This is a genomic window from Ramlibacter sp. AN1015 (genome assembly GCF_037726105.1).
GTDB lineage: Bacteria > Pseudomonadota > Gammaproteobacteria > Burkholderiales > Burkholderiaceae_C > Ramlibacter.
Map to the genome: position 1 here is coordinate 1 of NZ_JBBJUM010000012.1, position 14441 is coordinate 14441.

Below are 14441 nucleotides of genomic sequence, written 5' to 3' on the forward strand. Positions count from 1 at the left end.
GTTGCCGACACGAACAGCGGCGATGAGGACAGCACCATCACCGGCTCGGTGGCCGCCAACGACAGCGACGCAGACGAGGGCGCCCAGCTGACCTACACGCTGGATGCCCCGGTGCCTGGGCTCACGCTCAGCGCCGATGGCAGCTACAGCTTCGAAGCCGCCAACGCCGCCTACCAGCACCTGGCCGCAGGCGCGACCACCCAGGTGGTCGCCAGCTACACCGTCACCGACGAGCACGACGCCACCAGCATCAGCACGTTGATCATCACGCTGACCGGTACCAACGACGGCCCGATGGCCGTGGCCGACACGAACAGCGGCGATGAGGACACCACCATCACCGGCTCGGTGGCCGCCAACGACAGCGACGCAGACGACGGCGCTCAGCTGACCTATACGCTGAATGCCCCGGTGCCCGGGCTCACGCTCAGCGCCGATGGCAGCTATAGCTTCGATGCGCGCCATGAGGACTACCAGCAGCTGGGCAATGGCGAGAGCGCCCAGGTGGTGGCGCACTACACGGTGACCGACGAGCACGGCGAGACCGCCGCCAGCACCCTCACCATCAACCTGACCGGCACCAACGACAACGCGACGATTTCGGGGTTGGCGAGCGGCTCGGTGGAGGAAGATGGCGTGCTCACAACCAGCGGCTCCTTGCAGGCTTCTGATCCGGACAGGGGCGAGGCTGGCTTCGTCACGCCTGCGAGCTTGGCGGGAATCTATGGCGACTTCGATTTCGATGCGGATACAGGTGCATGGACCTACACCCTTCGCAACAACGCCGCGAACGTGCAGGCCCTGAACACAGGAACGACCGTGTACGACACGCTGACCGTGTCCTCGCTTGACGGAACCGCGACGCAAGCCATTACGGTCGCCGTGTTGGGGCAGAACGAAGCGCCCACTTCCATCGCGCAAGCCGATCTGGTCTACGTGTCCAACGACACGCGCGGCGTCCGGATCTCAGCCGATGCGCTGTTGGCGAACGACACGCTGGGGGCTGGCGTGGACATCACGGGTATGTCTCTGGTGAACGACGGCAACATTGCGCAGGGCTCGTTCGTCTACGACGCCTCGACCCGGACGATTACTTTCGACAACACTGGCAGCACCTCCAACGAGGCCACATTCGAATACACACTCACCGGGAACGTCAAGGGCACCGTGACCGTGCGCACGCTGCAAACGGCGGGCAACGTTGACAACGTCTCCAGCAGCCTTACCGGCGCCTATGCAGCGTCGTACATCGATCTCGGCAACGGAAACGACACGGCGGCGTCACCGAGCGGCAGCACTGCGCAGGACGTGTTCATCGGCGGTTCCGGCAACGACACCCTGACCGGCTCGGGCGGTGCGGATCGCCTGGTTGGCGGTGCGGGCAACGACACACTCACCGGCGGCCCGGGAGCAGACGTCTTCGTATTCAACACGTCCCTGACTGCCGGCGGAAACAACGCGCCCGGCACCGACATCATCACGGACTTCAATGCCAACAACGCCAACGCGGCGGAGCACGACATGATCGAGCTTCATGCATCGTTCTTCGCCGGCATTACCGCCACGGCCGACGGAACACTTTCGGCGAGCCAGTTCGCTTTGGCCGGTTCGGCGACTGCCGCCACCCGCATCGTCTACGACCCGACCACCGGCGCACTGTCCTACGACAGCAACGGCAGCGCGAGCGGCGGCACGATTCATCACTTCGCCACGCTTTCGAACAAGCCGAGTGACCTTGACGCGACCGATTTCAAGGTCATCTAATCGGCTCATCGTCACCCCTGCCCGAAGCGTGCGCCTCTATGCGCGCCTTCGGGCAACCCCGACCTGAGACCGGGAGGTCTATGCAGCCCCTGCTCCGCCACCTGAAAAGCCCGCTCCTTGCCGTAGCGGGCTTTTCACTTTTCATCAACCTCCTGCTCCTCACCCCTTCGGTGTTCATGCTGCAGGTGTTCGACCGCGTGCTGGTCAGCCGCAGCCACGAGACGCTGCTGATGCTCGGCATTGGTGCCGGCATAGCGCTGCTGATCCTCCTGGGCCTCGACTACCTGCGGGCGCGCCTGCAAGGCGTGGCCGGCAACGTCATCGCGGAATCCCTCTCGCCGGTGGTCACGAAACTGATCGTCGCGCAGGGTGCCCGCCAGAGCGGAAGGCCGTACGCCGAAGGGCTGCGCGATATCGGCCTGATGCGCGCCGCCTTTTCTGCGCAAGGCCTGCTCGCGGTGTTCGACGCGCCGTGGCTGGTGGTCTACGTCGCCCTCATCTGGTTCGTGCATTCCTGGCTGGGGATGACCGCCCTGGCGGCGGCCGCGGTGATGCTGCTGCTGGCGGTGGTGAATGACCTGATCACCCACCGCGACATAGAGAACTTGCAGAAATCCGCCTCGGGCGCGACCCGGTATCTCGAGACCTCCTTGGCCAATGCCGAGGTGGTGCAGACCCTGGGCATGACCGATGCTCTGCTCCATCGCTGGCGCCTGAAGAACGCCGACGTGGTGGCACTTCAGGGACCCACGGCCCGCAAGACCGTGGGCATGGCATCCGTCACGCGCACGCTGCGGCAGGCCGTGCAGATCGTGATGCTTTCCGTGGGCGCCTACCTGGTGATCAACAACCTGGCCTCTCCGGGCGCGACCATCGCCTGCACCATCCTGCTCGGGCGCGCGCTGACGCCGGTCGAGCAGATCGTGGGCAGTTGGAAAGTGCTGGCCGAGGCGCGCGCCGCGTTCCGCCGTCTCTCCGCGGTGCTTGCCACCGCTGCATCCGAGCCGCAGCGCATGGAGCTGCCGGCGCCGCGTGGCCAGCTGGTCGCGCACAACCTCGTGTACCGCGTGCCCAACAGCGACCGCGTGCTGCTGGCGGGCGTCTCGCTGCACCTCGAGGCAGGCGAGGCCCTGGCCATCATCGGGCCGAGTGGGGCGGGCAAGTCGACCCTGCTGCGCCTGCTGACGGGCATCTGGCAGCCCACGGCCGGCGTCGTGCGGCTCGACGGTTCGGACCTGGCGCAGTGGCCGCGCGAGCAGATCGGGCCCTGGCTCGGCTACGTACCGCAGGACGTGGAACTGTTCGCAGGCACTGTCGCCGAAAACATCGCGCGACTGGGCCCGGTCGACCCGATGGGCGTGGTCCGGGCGGCACAGCGCGCCCGCGTGCACGAGTTGATCCAGGCCCTGCCCCAGGGCTACGACACGCCGGTCGAGCCGGGCAGCGCACTGCTCTCTCCGGGACAGCGGCAGCGCATCGCGCTGGCGCGCGCGCTCTATGGCGACCCGCGCCTGTTGATCCTCGATGAACCCAATTCCAACCTGGACGGCAGCGGCGAGCAGGCGCTGGCCGATGCGATCCGGGCACTGCGCGGGGAGGTCACGGTGGTCGTGGTCACGCACCGCACAGCGCTGGTGCAGCACGTGGACAAGATGCTGGTGATCGACGGCGGCAAGCCCCAGCACTTCGGCCCGGTGGCCGAGGTGCTGAAGGCCATGCAGGCGAAGGCCCAGCCTGCGGCCGGCAGCAAGGTCACGGCCATGCCGGTCGCCACGATGGAGAGAGCCGCATGAGCGCGAAGCTCAACCCGCCACTTGGAACCACGGCAGTCGATTCGCTGGCGCCGCACCTGACCGAGGCCCGCCGGCTGTTGCGCAGCGGGCTTCTGTTGCTGGGCCTGGGACTCGTGCCAGCTGGCGCCTGGCTGGCCTACGCGCCCCTCGACGCCGCTGTCGTCGCCCAGGCCTACGTCAAGGTCGACCTCGACCGGCGTCCCGTGCAGCACGCCGAAGGCGGCACCGTGCGCGAAGTGAAGGTGCGCGACGGCCAGCGCGTGGCTCAGGGCGAGCCGCTGATCGTGCTGGGTGACGTGGCGGTGGATGCCGACGTGCAGCGCCTGTCGCACCGGCAGCTCGCCGAGCGGGCCGGCGTGGTGCGGCTGGAAGCCGAGCAGGCCGGCGCCGCCGCCCTTGCCTTCCCACCCGAGTTGCTGCGGGCAGCGAAAGCCGATGCGCGATTGGCTGAGCAGCTCGACAAGGAGCGCAGCCTGTTCAGCGCGCGCCGCGAAAGCCTGCACCAGCAGGTGACCTTGCTGCGGGCGCAGCGCGGAAAGATCGCGCAGGAGATCGTCGCGCTGAGGGCGCAGATCGCACAGGCCGAGGCCTCGCTCGGGCACCAGCGCTTCGAACTCGATCGCAACCGGCAGCTGCTCAAGGAAGGCTTTATCGCCGACACGCGCATCGCGCAGCTCGAAGCCTCGGTGGCTGACTACCGGGTCAAGCTCGAAGAGCGCCGCTCGGAGCTCGCGCGTGCCGACCAGCGCGTGTCCGATACCGAGCTGCGCATCGCCTCGCTCGCAAGCGAGTACCGCCAGCAGGCGAGCGATCAACTGAAAGTGGCCGTGCTGCGGCTGTCCGAGATCGACCAGGAGTTGCGCAAGCCGGCCGACGCTTCGCGTCGCCAGGTGATCACGGCGCCCGCCGCTGGCGAGGTGATGAACCTGCGCTACACCAGCCCGGGCAGCGTGATCTCGCCGCGCGAGCCGGTGGCTGACATCGTGCCAGCCGACCCGCGGCTGGTGGTGGAGGCGCAGATCCGCCCCGAGGACGTGCGCCGCGTGCATCAGGGGCAGACGGCGAATATCCGCTTCAGCGCCTTCCACGCGCTGACCACGCCGATGGTGCAAGGCACGGTGCTCTACGTGTCGGCCGACCGCCTGCTGCAGCGCGAAACGCAGCAGCCCTACTACGTGGTCCACATCGAGGCCGAGGCCAACTCACTGGCCAAGGCCGGGCGCCTGTCCCTGCAGGCCGGCATGCCGGCCGAGGTGTTCATCGCCGGCGAGGCGCGCACGGCCCTCGAATACCTGCTTGAGCCCATCACGCTGGTCTTGCACCGGGCCGGCAGGGAACGCTGAAGACAGCGTCGATCCTACCAAGGGGGCAGCCACCAAAACCGCCCAAGGTTCCGCGGCATGGCTAAGGAGCGTTCGCCAGAGACCCCGAGGTTGCCTTTCGGGAACTGGCCTTAGCCCAAGCGCGCCAAGCAGATTATTTAAAGGCGCACCATCATGTGCCGATGAGTCGAGAGGAGGACTTTCATAGCCTAGACGGGGAGGAGAACATCGTTGCGCTATGTCCGAATTGTCACGGCAAACGCACGTAGGTCGTCCAGCAGACAAACGACTAATCATCAAGAGACTGCACTCCGCGAGGGACGCTGCGTTGAGCGACCGAGGAATTAATGTGAGATTCGAGCACCTCAGGGCGTTCTACGAGGCACTCGGCGAGGAGGATTCGATCCAGCATCCCCCGGCGGCAGCATTTACGGCCGCCGGATTGCGAGTCCGCCAGCTGATGTCTGCTTCCGGCCGGAAGCAGCCATGTTCGCTTGCGGGCCGCGGGCCTATACCCCGCGGCCGTTCTCGCCGAAGCGCCAAGATCAACAATGGGCGTTTACCGAGAATCCTGCGCCGCATGAACGGTCGCGCCGCTACTGGACTTTCCGTCGCCCTGCTGATCGACCTGCTCGCGCGAGCGGAAGATTCACCGCTCAAGAACACCTTTCAGTTCGCCCGACTCAAAAAAACTGGCGGATCCGGTTCTTGCTGAAGCGACTCGCGTCAGTAACGACCACCGCCGTAGCCGCCGTTGCCATAGCCAACGTCCGCTCGCTGGGCTGCCCTGAAACCATCTGCACCGTAGCCACCCGTGCCGCGGCCTTCTTCACGAGGGCGGGCCAGGTTCACGGTGATCGAGCGTCCATCAACCGACATGCCGTCCAGCGCCTTGATGGCAGCCTGCGCAACTTCCGCAGAGGCCATTTCGACAAAACCAAACCCCTTGGAGCGTCCACTTTCACGATCCATCATGACCTTCGCGGAAGAAACGCTGCCGAACTCGGAAAAGTTGCTTTCCAGAATGGAGTCGGTCACGGAGTAGGGCAGGTTGCCCACGTAGATTTTGCTGCTCATGGAAGAGCCTTTCTCAATGAGGGCGCGCAGTGCGCACCGGAGGCGGGTAGGCGAACCGGAGTTGGACGCCTGGACATCGGATCTGCGTCGAGCAGACCATCAATGCAAGGGAGATGTAGCATGATCGTCTGCATCCAGGATTGCGTGACCGCACGAGTCGGGCCAGTGCGCGCAAGTTGTTGGGGCCCGGCACGAAAGCGGCTGCAGCGGTCGGGCGTATTGCGGGCGAAGCGACCTGTCGGAACGCTTGCGCGAATATCAGTAGCGGTTGCCGCCGTAGCCGCCAGCGCGGGGGGCACGCGCCTCCGTTGGCTTGGCGACGTTCACGACCATGTCGCGGCCGCCCAAGTCCCGACCATGCAGGGCCTTGATGGCGGCAGTGGCTTCAGCGGCCGTGCTCATCTCGACAAAGCCAAAGCCCTTTGACCGACCGCTGTCGCGGTCCATAACGACCTTGGCGCTGCTGACCGACCCGAACTCACCGAAAGTGCGATACATGTCGTCGTCGCTGAAGGTGTAGGGCAGGTTGCCCACGTAAAGCTTGTTTTCCATGATGTCTCCATTGAGGAAGGTGCCGCGCGGCGGCATGCCGCGCGATGCGCAACGCCAAAGAACATCGAGAGGGATTCAGACAACGACGCGGCGGGGTGCAAGTCCGCGGGAGGGAGAAAGTAATGCCTTGAAGAGCGACGATCTGTTCAACGTCTAGCAGGCCGCAGGTTAGCACGTTATGCAATTCGTGCAGAGCGACCTTACGTATCGCGAGGTCGCGTTCACCCTGGTTGCTGTCCATCCTTAACCGCGGGTCAACGCCTAGAACGCGGCCGATGGCCGCCGATGACGAGGTTGCCTGCTCAATGTCAGGTTCCTGGCCAGCACCAGACCTGCTCGCTCCACACACTTCGAAGCCGACGTGCAAAAACCTCATCTTTCGACGCTTCTAAGCGACATGCTCTTCCGAGAGCGCTTGCGAGGCCCGGTTTCCACTCTGGGCTGCGGTATTCCTTGGAGTATGGTTGCCAGGCTGTCGAGGGCGGTCGCGCTCGGCGAACGTCAGTCCAATAAAGAAATGAAGTATTTCCAGTACCTATGCGCCATCTCGTCCTTGGCTCTGATCACTGCTTGCGGAGGAGGGGGTGCCAGCGGAAACGCTGGTGGTGCGGATGCACCATCCACGCCGGAGGCCGTCCCGGCTAAGTCAATGGTCAGTACGGTTGCCGGAGGTGGCGCTCAGGCAGTCAATGCCACAGGAAACCTAGCCTCCCTGTATCACCCCATGGGGATTGCCGTTGATGGTGTCGGGGCCGCCTATGTTGCCGACACGGGCAACAACCAGATCCGGAAAATATCGCCCACGGGAGGGGTGACGGTCATTGCGGGCTCCCGAGTTCCTGGGTCCAGCGATGGTGACGGGCTAACTGCGTCATTTCGGGGTCCGTTCGGTGTCGCTGTCGATGGCGCTGGAAACGTCTATGTCGCTGACACTGGCAATCACCTGATCAGAAGGATTTCTCCCGATGGTTCTGTGAGGACGCTGGCGGGGACGGGCCTTGCCATGGCGAGGGACGGCACCGGGACATCCGCTGGTTTTAGCCAACCCGAAGGCATCGCTGTAGACGGTTCCGGCAACGTGTACGTGTCAGACACTGGCAATAACCAGATCAGAAAGGTCACGCCGGCGGGAGTTGTGACTACCCTGGCAGGCAATTTCGCTGTACGCGGGTCGGCAGATGGCAGCGGCATTTCCGCATCGTTCAGCAACCCGAAAGGCCTCGCCGTCGATGCTTCCGGCAACGTGTACGTGGCCGACACCAACAACCAGTCCATCAGGAAGATCACTCCACTTGGCGTTGTTACAACGCTGGCGACTGGCCTCGGCGATGTCGCTAACGTGGCGGTCGATAACCGGACCGGCCATTTCTACGTCAGCCTCATGCGAGGCTCATTGCTGCGGCTAGCATTTCCTGGACCCATGACAACTGCGGTCGGTGCCCCCGATATCGTCCGCCAGCTGCCGGTGTTCAACAGCGCATGGCAGACCGCGAGCAAGCCCTTCGGCATTGCGGTCGATGGAAATGGGCGCCTCTATGTTTCTGACACCTGGAATAACCGCGTCCAGTCGATCGACACAGGAACTGGATCGACCAACGTCCTCGCCGGTGCTCCGTCCTATGGAAGCATTGACGCGTCAGGGGCGGCCGCCAGGTTCAACCGACCGCGCGGGGTGGTCTCCGACAGCAGCGGCAACTTATATGTCGCCGACACCGGGAACTGCTCCATTCGGAAGATCTCTGTTTCCGGCGTCGTGACGACCTTCGCGGGCTCTACTGCGTGCGGTCTGGTCGATGGGCAAGGCACTTCTGCGCGCTTTGTCGAGCCGTGGGGAATGACCATCGATGGAAGTGACAATCTCTATCTGACCGACGGCAACAGCGTCCGTAAGATCACCCCAGCGGCGACGGTGACGACCGTCGCCGGAAGCACCGCCGAGGGGGATTCGGATGGAACCGGAAATTCGGCTTCATTCCGGGGGCCCAGGGGTGTGGTTGTCGGTCCGGACGGGAACTTGTACGTGGCCGATACAGAAAACTACAGGATCCGCAAGATTGCGCCGAATGGGGTGGTCACCACGTTGGCGGGAACATCGACGTTCGGGACTCTGGACGGCACGGGAACTGCTGCGCGATTCGACAAACCCTCGGGTATCGTCATCGACTCGAAAGGAAATCTGTTTGTCTCGGACTACACCGCAGAGCGCATCAGGAAGATCACAGCTGGAGGCCTGGTGACGACGTTTGCGGGTGGAGCCGCGACGACGGCTACGCTGATAGACGCAGTTGGGGCTGCTGCGAAGTTTCTTGCACCTGCTGGCCTAGCGATCGATGAATCAGACAACATCTACGTGGCGGACAGCTACAACAACAGCATTCGAAAAATCAGTCCGGCCGCGGTCGTCACCACGCTGGCCGGCAGTGGAGACCTGGGCAACTTGGATGGCGCGGCTCTCAGCGCAAGCTTCTTCAATCCAGAAGCCTTAACTGTTGGACGCGATGGAAGCATCTTCGTCGCAGACACATGGAACGACCAGATTCGCCGCATCGCCCCATGAGCGGCCAGTAGTGGAAGCCGGGCGGCCGCTCTCGGCCAGGAGCGGCCGAACAAGCCTCAAGCAGTCGAGCGCATACTTGCTCCCCGGAACTTGTGTTGGAGGTCCACCTCCTCGCGTGAGAGCCTCCGGCGCCGATTGCGCGCCGGTCGATGCTGATTCAGCCAAGTGAGCACAGAAGCGCGCTTTCACTCGCTGCGCGAGTAGGCGAGGAGTCTTTCCGACACCAGTTCGCCGAAATTATCTTGACGGGGGCGTGGCTCTGGTACTGGGCGAACTCGCAAGCGGCACCATGAACCAGAAGGCAATTGCTGCTCACCTCCTTCTGCGTGTTGCGTTTTTCTTCCTCTCCCGGGGGAGCGTACCTCTGGTCAAGACCAGCTGGCCTCCGTCGAGGTTCGGAGGTGTGACAGGCTCGCCTGTCATCCGACCCTGGCCGGCAACTCGCCACACTCTCGACCCCGCGCTCAAGGACAACGTTGTTCGATAAACATTACAAGCGGATCTCCAGCCGCTCGGGCGCATGCAATGTTGCCCTAGACGCAGACGGCGCAAGCCGATTCTCCGCGCGCATTGCTCTCCGGTTCTTGAAGAGGGCCAACTCGTCAGCGCTCGCGTCCGCGAGGTCGCAGGCTACTTGGGCATTGCATACGGCTGGATTCGGTAGGAAACAGACCTATGTACGATCGGGGCGGCTAGACACTGGCGGCGGGCGGCGGGCGGCGAGTGTTCGCTTGCTATGCTTGCGAAGGAGCGTGAGGAGATACATGGGACTAGCTGACCGCGATTACATGCACGAGCGTCATAGAAGAACGTACAAGGCTCGTTGGCTTCCAAGGGTGATTGCATCGTTTTTCGAGTCGTGGGTCTGGGCTACTTTGTTCTGGATCACCGTGGCTTACGGGTTCTTCAAGCTGTTCGCGTGGTGGGAATTGCAGCGGGACACCCGGTCGATACAGAAGCACGTTTCTCCGCCGCCGCACGTCCTTCCGCGGCATGAACCGCCTGCTCAGGTGTACCGTTGGTTGGAAAGCAACGAAGCGCTGCAGCGGTATCAGGTGCAACAAGCTCCCGCCGGTCCTATAACGACTTCCCCAGGGACCACGCGGTCCATGACCGTGGTGATTAAGTGCGTGGTGAACGGTGCCGTGACGTACTCAGATGAGGATTGCAGGGTCGGGAGCGGTACCCGGCTTGACATCGACAGTGGAACAAACGTGGCGGAACACGTAGGCGTGCCTCGTTCCCCGGCGCCTCATGCAACTGGGCGGCCGGCAACGAACGTGACGTCAGCCGCAACGACGGAGCGTATCGACGGGGCTGGCCGTGTTCAAGACCAGTGTGCCGCTCTCGATCAAGAGATCCGTCGGATTGACGCCCGTGCACGGCAAGCATTGCCGCCAAGTGAGCAAGACCATCTCGCTTCCCGGAGACGGCGGGCTCGCGACGCTCAGTTTGAGCTTCAATGCTGATGCTGGCCGCTGGTGGTCGGTTCCGCCACCACCGGCGGGACGCGCTCAGATCGCAGTTCTAGCTGACGCTCACCGCGATCGGACAGCCCAGACGCGATCCTTCGCTTTCCACGGGCTTCTGCGCTAGCGTTGGCTGCCGCGCTCAAGGCCTTCTGATCCAACATGTCTGAATCCGGCCAGGAGCAGCCGGTGGCTGTGGTCCGCAGGCGGCGTTGTAGGACCTGCCAGCGGGCGATGACGGGGGCGTGGACCACGTCAGACGGGATTCGCACCGTTGAGCGGTGCTTTAAGGGCCCTACGCCGGACGGGTGGTGCCCGTGCAGTTCTGCCAGCGAAGCCAAACGATCCGTTCTCATTGTTGGTACGATTTCGCATGCCGCCAAAGAAATATCGAGAGTTTGAACTTTCTGACCATTCGGAGGATTCGGGCCTGGAAAGGGGAGCGGGCGCGGAAGGGCCAGTACTGACAAAGGGGTGCCCGCCGCTTGCAAAGCCGCGAAGCATCTGCGCCTGTGAGATCGGGGAATGCATGCACTCTGAACCTCCAGGCTCAGCTTCGAATTGGCAGATGCTTGTGGTGTGACGCGCCTCTGTAGGGGCAGTGCGGGTTCGACTTGCGAGTGGGCATGCCGGCAAGTCTCGAGTCTGCCCACATCCACTTGAATATCGCCGGCGGGCCGGCGGGCCGGCGGGCCGGGGTGGAGGCTATCGGACTGAGCCTTTCTGCGCTGCACCACAAGCTCCTTGACCTGGGTGCCTTTATCGTAGATCCGGCCGAATACCGTGTGGTCTTCAGCCAGCCAACCATCTCGAGCGATCGTTGCATGACGGACAAGACGGAGGAGCGGCCGTTCCCCAGTCCGCTGATACGCGGACAGGGCCTTCAAATCGACGGTGGCCACATACCCCGCGCCTCAAGGCTCCACCGTGTCAAACACTACCCACAGCTGCTGTGGACAAGTCTGTGGCGAACTTGCTCGTGTGCTTCCGAATGGCCCGGTTGACAAGGCTTCCCGCGGAGTTGCCTCTTTTTTTGGCGCAGGCACCTGCGTCGTTTGCCACACAGGCACCGGTAGCCAAGGTAAGTCGGAGCGGTCGACCCCTCTCGTTGAACCCTCAGTCGGCCCTCGAGGCCGGAGATGTCGCGTGGCGACACCGGAGGAGCCTGCTGCTTTCTCTCGACGAAGCGGCGGGGGGCGCGGACGACAGTTCCCGGCCATGAACAGGCGTCTGCTGTAGGGTAGCCAGGCCGCGCATCCCCCGAAAGGACGGAGGCAGTGTCTCTGTTGTAGGGGAAAGCCCCGGCGAAATGCCGCTTCGGGGTTCAGTATCGTCTCCGAATGCGCCGTCGTTCGCCGGAAGAAGTACAGGGCCAAGCAGAGGAATTTTTGGACAGTGGGTGGCTGCCATCTCCGCACACTCCCGGCAGGCTCTTCCCCGCCAATGAAGGAAAGGCTTCGAAGATCACGTCCATTGAAGTCTGGCTAGCGATGCGAGCGATCCTCGGTCGCAAGCGGTGAGCCAAGTCGGTGCAGCAAAACGCGCGTGCTGCGGCGCGGCGGCTCTGGTCGGCACCAGGACTCGGTGAGCGGACGCAACACGCTTGCGCGATGTGAGGGCCGCTCTCGGGCAGGAGCTGACATCGGCTTGCAGTCGGCGGTCGGCTTCACTCCGGTTGTAAGCCGAATTGACAGCCTTCGTTAGCACAGACTAAGTCGCCCAGCACACCCTCTTCAAGTAGCTGTACCCAGCTACTCAGCGTGCCGATGGTCGCCGGCGGACTCTTCGACCGGAAGTGTTGGCTGGGCGAGTGGGGTTTCGCAGGCGCCGGAGGTGCTTCCATCCACGGGAACTGGCGCAGAGTTTCCGTTACGTAATGGGGATGCACGTCCACCTTCGCCATAAGCAAGCAGCGCAATACCTGCGCATGTCCACCGATCAGCAGGACCTATCGATTGGGCTGCAGCAGACAGCTATAGAGCGCTACGCGGCTGCGCATGGTCTTGAGATCGTCGCCACGTACCAGGACGAGGCCAAGAGCGGCCTTCGCATAGCCAATCGAAGCGGGATGCGGCAGCTTGTGAGGGACGTCATGGACCCGCGGTGTCCGTTTTCTGCCGTTCTTGTCTACGACGTGAGCCGTTGGGGACGATTTCAGAACACGGACGCTTCCGCCTACTACGACTATCACTGCCGCCTGTTTGGCGTGAAGGTCGTCTACGTGGCGGAGTCGTTCGATCAGGAGGCGGGTCCGATGGCCGTTCTTCTCAAGAACATGAAGCGCGCTATGGCGGCGGAGTACAGCAGGGAGCTCGGCGTGAAGGTCCGTGCTGGGCAAGTTAGAGTAATTCAGCAAGGGTTTTCGGCCGGCGGCGGACCTGCTTTAGGGTTGGTGCGGCAGGCGGTCACTCGAGATGGCCTCCAACGGACGACCCTCGGCAGGGGGGAGCGCAAAGCCATTCAATCTGATCGCGTGCGGCTGGTCCCCGCTGGCGATGCTGAAGTCGCTCTGGTGCAGCGAATTTTCCAGCTCTATGCCGACACTGACATCGGCGTGTCGCAGCTCGCTGTTCGCTTAAACGCGGAGGGGTATCGCACTCGGTCAGGAGTCGAGTTCACGGATCACTTTCTCCACCGCCTCATAACGCACGAGACCCTCATGGGGGACTATGTGTGGGGCAAGCAGATGCAGACACCTGAGGGCGAAGTTCCTGCACCGCCGGAGCGCCATGTGCGCTTTGATGGCTTGATCGAACCAATCATCAGCAGAGAGATATGGGAGAAGGTTCAGCAGAAGCATCGGAGAAGGGGAGCTTCCCGCAGGAATCCTCAGCGACTGCTCGACGAGCTGTCAGTCGCCCTTCGGCGCAACCCCGCATTGACGGCGCCGGACCTTCAGGCTGCAGGATGCGCCTCCTCAGACGCGTATTGGAACGCCTTTGGCAGCATGGAGGCCGCCTATGCCCTACTTGGGCGCGACCCTGGAGCAGTTAGGCTGTCTTCCCTCTCGCGCGAGCGGAAGACAAAGGCGACGACTCAGGAGCACGTCGCACTAGTAGCGAGCTTGCTTAGCGGTCAAGGCTGCAAGGTGGTGACGCACATGCGGCGAAACACCATAGTGGTGAATGACGCGCTTTGCCTTCAGGTCTACGTATCGACTCTTCGAGGTCGCTGTAAAGAGCCGACTTGGCTCATTCCTCGGCGACGGCTGACACGGAGTGAGTTCCGATTGCTGTTCCTGTTTGGCGAAACCGGGCAGGGTGGCCGGATGCTCTTGGTTCCCGAGTCTGCAAGGCCGCAGTTTCCCGTCCTCCTGAGACCCGCGCTTTTGGAGGATTGGCTTCCGCTACACCTGCCCGACTTAGCAGAACTAGCATGGCGGCTCGGTGTCGCATCTGTCACCCGACCGCCGGATGCAGTACGCTCCGGCGAAGGCATCAGGAGCGCCGTTATGGACGAGAGCAGCCGACGACCCAGCGATCGCCGGCAGTGGTCTGAGCACCAGGCGTGGTGCAGGCAAAACGCCTCAACGCATCCAGGCGAATTGGCGGCTCGCATGGCGGACCTCCTGCGGGCAGGCAACTTCTATGCGTTGAGGTTGAAGGCGAAGATGGCTAAACCTGACAAAAAGGCTATGCAGTGACCTTGGAACTGGTGCATTTCATCATCGGCTCACTTGGCGTAGTGGTCCTGGCGTGGTTGTTGTTTCGAACAGTTCAGATTCGAGCGGAGGAGCAGGTCAGAGCACTGACTAAGATGAACGAGCAGCTCAAGGCGGCGCTCAGGCCAGAAGAAGAAAATCGGTGAGACACCGGTGCTCAAATAGCTAGGCTCAATGCTCTGGTCGAGGTCGCTTTGCACCTGCGATGGGACGCATCCGCCCACCGTCGGGCGGACGGCTGGCGAC

10 protein-coding genes are annotated in these 14441 nt (G+C 63.2%); 8 read left to right on the plus strand and 2 right to left on the minus strand.

Annotated features, from left to right (window positions below; all coding sequences use genetic code 11):
- From WG922_RS17385 to WG922_RS17405, 5 genes are all read left to right on the plus strand, one after another.
- On the plus strand, nucleotides 1-1764 hold a 1764-nt coding region (locus WG922_RS17385; protein ID WP_340284056.1), incomplete at its 5' end, for a VCBS domain-containing protein.
- An 80-nt stretch (nucleotides 1765-1844) separates the two neighbouring features.
- Nucleotides 1845-3557 (plus strand): type I secretion system permease/ATPase, encoded by a 1713-nt coding sequence (locus WG922_RS17390; RefSeq protein ID WP_340284057.1) that lies wholly within the window; start codon nucleotides 1845-1847, stop codon nucleotides 3555-3557.
- Complete coding sequence (locus WG922_RS17395) at nucleotides 3554-4900, plus strand: HlyD family type I secretion periplasmic adaptor subunit (RefSeq protein ID WP_340284058.1); 1347 nt, start codon at nucleotides 3554-3556, stop codon at nucleotides 4898-4900. Before WG922_RS17390 ends, WG922_RS17395 begins: the two co-directional genes overlap by 4 nt.
- 104 nt (nucleotides 4901-5004) lie before the next feature.
- Nucleotides 5005-5148 (plus strand): HNH endonuclease, encoded by a 144-nt coding sequence (locus WG922_RS17400; protein WP_340284177.1) that lies wholly within the window; start codon nucleotides 5005-5007, stop codon nucleotides 5146-5148.
- An 80-nt stretch (nucleotides 5149-5228) separates the two neighbouring features.
- Nucleotides 5229-5594 carry a hypothetical protein gene (locus WG922_RS17405; RefSeq protein WP_340284059.1) on the plus strand — a complete coding sequence of 122 codons (366 nt, stop codon included), beginning with the start codon at nucleotides 5229-5231 and terminating at the stop codon, nucleotides 5592-5594.
- 11 nt (nucleotides 5595-5605) lie between these two features.
- Here the strand turns inward: WG922_RS17405 and WG922_RS17410 are convergent, their stop codons facing one another.
- Nucleotides 5606-5956, minus strand: a complete 351-nt coding sequence (locus tag WG922_RS17410) for an RNA recognition motif domain-containing protein (protein ID WP_340284060.1) — start codon at nucleotides 5954-5956, stop codon at nucleotides 5606-5608.
- Nucleotides 5957-6214: 258 nt separating this feature from the next.
- Nucleotides 6215-6508: an RNA recognition motif domain-containing protein gene (locus WG922_RS17415; RefSeq protein ID WP_340284061.1), complete on the minus strand. Its 294-nt coding sequence runs from the start codon at nucleotides 6506-6508 to the stop codon at nucleotides 6215-6217.
- Between the two features lie 724 nt (nucleotides 6509-7232).
- Between WG922_RS17415 and WG922_RS17420 the strand changes: the two genes are divergently transcribed.
- From WG922_RS17420 to WG922_RS17435, 3 genes are all read left to right on the plus strand, one after another.
- Nucleotides 7233-9065: a hypothetical protein gene (locus WG922_RS17420; protein ID WP_340284062.1), complete on the plus strand. Its 1833-nt coding sequence runs from the start codon at nucleotides 7233-7235 to the stop codon at nucleotides 9063-9065.
- Nucleotides 9066-12416: 3351 nt separating this feature from the next.
- Nucleotides 12417-14177: a recombinase family protein gene (locus WG922_RS17430; RefSeq protein WP_340284063.1), complete on the plus strand. Its 1761-nt coding sequence runs from the start codon at nucleotides 12417-12419 to the stop codon at nucleotides 14175-14177.
- On the plus strand, nucleotides 14174-14341 hold the full coding sequence (locus WG922_RS17435; RefSeq protein ID WP_340284064.1) for a hypothetical protein: 168 nt from the start codon (nucleotides 14174-14176) through the stop codon (nucleotides 14339-14341). Before WG922_RS17430 ends, WG922_RS17435 begins: the two co-directional genes overlap by 4 nt.
- Nucleotides 14342-14441 lie beyond the last annotated feature (100 nt).

Bases quoted from the DNA above. Each gene is read 5' to 3' on its own strand.
- WG922_RS17395 (WP_340284058.1), top strand. From the start codon at position 3,554: ATGAGCGCGAAGCTCAACCCGCCACTTGGAACCACGGCAGTCGATTCG.
- WG922_RS17420 (WP_340284062.1), top strand. From the start codon at position 7,233: ATGGGGATTGCCGTTGATGGTGTCGGGGCCGCCTATGTTGCCGACACG.
- WG922_RS17415 (WP_340284061.1), bottom strand. From the start codon at position 6,508: ATGGAAAACAAGCTTTACGTGGGCAACCTGCCCTACACCTTCAGCGAC.
- WG922_RS17410 (WP_340284060.1), bottom strand. From the start codon at position 5,956: ATGAGCAGCAAAATCTACGTGGGCAACCTGCCCTACTCCGTGACCGAC.
- WG922_RS17430 (WP_340284063.1), top strand. From the start codon at position 12,417: ATGCACGTCCACCTTCGCCATAAGCAAGCAGCGCAATACCTGCGCATG.
- WG922_RS17390 (WP_340284057.1), top strand. From the start codon at position 1,845: ATGCAGCCCCTGCTCCGCCACCTGAAAAGCCCGCTCCTTGCCGTAGCG.